A 5,164-nucleotide genomic window follows, 5' to 3' on the forward strand; every position below is an offset into this window, starting at 1 on the left:
ACTAATCAATATCGTTATTTAATTTGCGACAAGTCCTGTCATTCCTGCATAAGCAGGAATCTACCCATCAAGAAACAGACCCCGGATTGAATCCGGGGTGACAGTTTTGAAAGGGAGGATTATATAGATCGCAAATTAAGCATAATAGATTTAGGATTTGATGATTAGGATTTAGTGTTTAATGACTAAGTCCAAAATCCCAAGTTCAAAGCTCAAAGGAAATCAAAAGCTCTAAATCACAAGGAAATTTGCATTTGAATTTATTTTGAGCTTTGGATTTAAAGATTCCTTAGTGCTTTGCCATTTGGTTTTTGGATTTACTTACCCCATACCCCCTATCTCCTCCCACTGACCTTCGCCTCACCCTTCACGTTTCACGTTTCACTTTTCACTGACTCGTCCCTCGTCCTTCGTCCTTCCTGACCTCCGCTTCACTCTTCACGACTCACTTTTCACGTTTCACGTTTCACTTTTCACTGACTCCTCCTTCGTCCTTCGTCCTTCCTGCCCTCCGCTTCACTCTTCACGTTTCACTTCCCCCCAGGAGGCCGTTATTCAAATTTTGAATAAAGTTATTCAAAAATTTAACAACTTCTAACGAAATTTTGAATAAAAATCTGCGATAATTACCTGGAAAGATAAATATCAGTCGGTTGGGGGATAGAAGAAAGGTGTGTTTGTGATAAACAGAGCTTCTATCTCGGTAAACCCTAAAATCATAGGATTATTTATAATTTGTTTTGTTTGTATAACTTCTTTCGTTCATGCCGAAAGCATCGGCGGTTATGCTTCTGACTATCTTGAGTATGGAATTTTTGCCAGATCAAGCTCAATGGGCAATGCCGGCAGAACACTTTCCGGAGGACCGTCAGCAGCCTTTTACAATAGCGCGCTTCTGGCACAGAGTAATAGCTTGGGACTTGCCTACGCGTATACCGGTTTATTGGCCGATACGTCCTGCGGTTACTTCGGGCTTGGTTCAACGTTAGGAGACTGGCACTGGGCTGTAAACGCGCTTATTATTAAAACCGGTGGTATTGAGGTCCATACCAATCCTTTAGCCCCCAATTTTACTCCCGAGGGTTATACAGATGCGGCAAATGAGCTTTATATTATTGGTCTTGGTCGAAATTTTACTGACAGTTTAGACCTTGGTCTCTCTGCCAAATTTCAAAGGCGTGGTCTCGGGGATAGCCGGGACGAAATTTATTCCCTGGACGCCGGATTTTTGTGGAATCTTGGTTGGTTACAAATTGGTCCTGTATTCAGGAATCTGTTGGTAAACAAGACCGGAGATACTTCCGATGAATTCAAGCCTGATATTGATATTGGGTTTCAGTTTAATATTTTTGAGCCTTTATTACTGGTCGTTGACGCGACCAGATTACTTGATAAACCGAGCAGATATTATCTGGGAGCGGAATACATTCTTTTGGGTGGCAAACAAAGTGCTTGCAATTTGTCTTTAAGAGGCGGCGGTAATGAAAACGAGACTTCAGCGGGCCTTGGCCTGTGTTTGGGATTTATCAGAATAGATTATGCCTATGTGATGCATAATCTGGAAAGTCAGCATCGCTATACCTTTATGCTGAACTGGGAGTAAGGATAAGCAAGATGAAAAGCATATTTAATAGTCTCTGGGACAAAGAAAAGCGTAAGAATTTAAGACGCAATATGACGGAATCTGAAGTAATTTTTTGGAATATTCTCCGGAAGCAGGGGATATCCAATTATAAATTTGTTAGGCAGTATAGTATCTCTGGCTTTGTCGTGGATTTCTATTGCCGAAACCTCAAATTGGCAATTGAAATAGACGGGTCCTGGCATGATGTTCCCGGACAGAAAGAATATGATAGAGAACGTCAAAAAGTGATTGAACAACTAGGAATTACTTTTGTCAGATTTACTAACGAGCAGGTAAAAAATGAACTGAATCATTGTATCAAAATAATTAAAAAGCAAATCAACATTATTAACCGCCAAAGTTTGCTCCCCTGTCAGAGGGGAGCTGTCCGCCGTTGCATAATGGACGGCGGACTGAGGGGTCTCTCTCTCTTGCTTGTCTGTTTTAGCATTTCTTTAGCCGCTCCCCGCCAAAACCCTTATTCAGCGAATATTATATTAAAAAATTCCAACTCCGTTAAATATAAGGCAGCGTCATACATCAATAACGCTCATGCCTTAACATCTCAAAAAATAACCAAACAGGATTTGAAAACCGAATATTTGTTGGGCTGTGTAGCTAAAGATGGCCGTCCCTATATTGAAAGTATAGTTATTACTGCAAGCAAAGCGTACATAGGTGATGTAATTCCTATAAAGTTCAAAATAAATGAAGCCCTGACCAGCTGGTCAATACAAATAGAAGGTAACAGATTATCAGGTACAAAGTTCAAAGGCCGGGAGATTTTTGCCGAATACAAACCAGCACAGGAATTTTTTGGAGCTGTGCCTGTCAAAGTTTATCTCAAAGACCTTGTTGGTTACACCCGGGAAGCTATAGTTACTCTGAATTTAACCATAGAAAGCAAAATCGACGCTATCAAAGTCGGTACCTATAATTATTCTATTCAAACCGAAGTACATCCCGGTCGTAAAAGTATTATGCCTTTGTCCTTTTTGCTCAGCAATACCAATACCAGAAATCCGAACGCCGTATATTTGAAAGAACTTATAATATCTACCAATGCGAATCCAGTGAACATTGATAGAATATTTGTTTATAAAGCAAGCGCTAATACCAGTGTTTTGTTAGGTATAACCAATTTGCCCACCTCTAATACTATAAATATAAATTTAACAAAACCCATTATAATTTCCAGAAATCCTGAATATTATTATGTTTACTATGATTTAAAAGTAAACGCGCCTGTATCCTCAAATCTTCAGTTCAAACTGCTGGAAATAGGAACGAGCCGTAATAGTCGTGCCCAGTTATGCAGAACTACAATAAATATCCTCAGCCAGGTTTCGCGAATAGTTGAAAAAAATAAGCCTGTTATTAACTATATATCTATTCCGGCTTTTGTTGGCAGTACAAAAAATATAACCATGAGTGTAGTTTATGAAATTGCGGATATTGCCGCTACCAATACCGGTTTAAGGTATAACTTTACTTTATATAATTACGAAAATGGCAAGCCGGTACTTACTACCGGTAACAAATTATTAATAAAAAAATCATCGAGCTTTGTGGGTACCGGAGTATATAGAATAGCTTCTGAGTTCATAACTCCTTTACCTTTAACCCATAACCTTCGTTACTATATAGCCGGTAACGTTGTGTATGCGAAAACAGGCAGTACTTGCTTGTCCAATATTTTTAAAGCGGACTTAACCAAACCGGTACTAAAAATTCCTATAAAAATATTAAACCTGAATAGCATCAAATCACAAAATAATAATATAAGTACAAATGTGGACATCAATATTGATTTAGTGGACATTACAGACCCGGAGAGCGGTATTAAGGCCTTCAGGGTTTTCCGCAAAACCAATCTTGAGCCCTATTGGAAAGAAGAGTTTTATAAAAATTTATCAGTTACATTAAATATTGCTGATTTGGAGATGGAATCCATGTCGGAGGATGATATATCCGCTGTTCTGGAGCTGGACACACTGGCTAAAATGACAACAGATTTGCCTTCTTCATCCGAATTTGAATCTTTTCAAATAAATATAGCCGGTATGCAAACTGTATCTCTGGCGCTGGATATGAAATGTAAAAACTTTTTGGTTTATGAAGTGCAGAATAATGCGGGTGAATGGTCCGATCCGTGTGAAGAATTTGAGATAGACTTACGTCAAAATACTGCCTTGGCTGACAGCTTGTTCAATGTGCCCAATCCTTTTGACAGCAGGAAGGAAAATACCACTATCTATTACACTTTGGCAGAGAATTGCAACGTGGACATGAGCATCTATTCAATATTTGGTTATCTGGTCAAACGCTGGAGGTTCATGCCCGGAGAAAACGGCGGCAAAACCAGCAATGCCATCCCCTGGGACGGTACCAACGAGTTGGGCGACAAAGTCAGTAAAGGAGTTTATTTGTTGGTAGTTCATGCTGTGTCCGCGTCTGGACAAAGCATTGTAATAAAAAACAAGATCGGAGTAGTTCATTGACATCAAAAACAACGTTTTTGTTGTGCTCGAAGCTCGGTCACCACTTCGTGTCTGGCCAGGGTTAGAAGCTTTGTGAATGTGACAGGAGAAAGAAAATGATATTTGGATTTATGAATTTTGAATTTGATAAGAGATTGTTGAACAAAGCGAATTTTCCCCAGAGCTCCAAGCCCTTTGCTCCAAGCTCTGAGTATATGACAGGAGAAAGAAAATGATTTTTGGATTTATGAATTTTGAATTTGATAAGAGATTGTTGAATAAAGCGAATTTTCCCCAGAGATCCAAGCCCCCAGCTCTGAGCCCTGAGCACAAAAACCGAAAGTATTTCGGTTTTTGGTAAAAGAAACAAGGAGATAGGGAATGAGTAAAGAAAAAAATACTTTCAGTTTTGAGGATTTAAGAGTATGGCAGGAGAGTAGATTGCTTAATAAAAAAATTTATCAGCTTACCCAGAAATTTCCTGACGAGGAAAGATTTGGTCTTATAAACCAGCTACGCAGAGCATCTGTATCTATAAGTCTAAATATTGCGGAAGGTAAGGGAAGGTATTCAAAGAAGGAGTTCGCACAGTTTCTTTACTATGCCAGGGGATCATTGTTTGAAGTTGTTTCTGCGGTACAAGTGGCAGAAGATATGGGTTATGTAACTGAAGTCAGTGATGTTTATCATAATTTACATTCAATAAAAGCAATGCTGAATGCGCTGATAAAAAGTTTAAAGAGTGACTGTTGAATAAAATGTATTCCCCAGAGCTCCGAGCCCTTTGCTCTGAGCCCTGAGTATATGACAGGAGAAAGAAAATGATATTTGGATTTATGAATTTTGAATTTGATAAGAGATTGTTGAATAAAGCGAATTTTCCCCAGAGCTCCAAGCCCCTGGCTCTGAGCCCTGAGCACCAAAACTGAAAAATTTTCAGTTTTGGTATAAAAAGAAAGGAAGTGTCTGAATGAAAAGATTATTATTAATAATATTGATTTTTTTACTGGAGGTGGCTTACTCAGTAACCATTGTCGAAAGTGGTTTGCTGCGGGGCAGT

3 protein-coding genes are annotated in these 5,164 nt (G+C 39.1%); all 3 read left to right on the forward strand.

Features of this window, described 5'->3' with window-relative positions:
* Positions 1–679 precede the first annotated feature (679 nt).
* The 3 genes from PHV30_11830 (at position 680) to PHV30_11840 (ending at position 4,857) form a co-directional block, all read left to right on the forward strand.
* Entirely contained in the window at positions 680–1,603 is a 924-nt protein-coding gene (locus PHV30_11830) for a hypothetical protein (protein ID MDD5457703.1), read from the forward strand.
* 11 nt (positions 1,604–1,614) lie between these two features.
* Positions 1,615–4,125 carry a DUF559 domain-containing protein gene (locus PHV30_11835; protein ID MDD5457704.1) on the forward strand — a complete coding sequence of 837 codons (2,511 nt, stop codon included), beginning with the start codon at positions 1,615–1,617 and terminating at the stop codon, positions 4,123–4,125.
* A 360-nt stretch (positions 4,126–4,485) separates the two neighbouring features.
* Entirely contained in the window at positions 4,486–4,857 is a 372-nt protein-coding gene (locus tag PHV30_11840) for a four helix bundle protein (protein ID MDD5457705.1), read from the forward strand.
* The last annotated feature ends 307 nt before the right edge of the window (positions 4,858–5,164 follow it).

Source organism: Candidatus Margulisiibacteriota bacterium (assembly GCA_028715625.1).
GTDB lineage: Bacteria > Margulisbacteria > Riflemargulisbacteria > GWF2-35-9 > GWF2-35-9 > JAQURL01.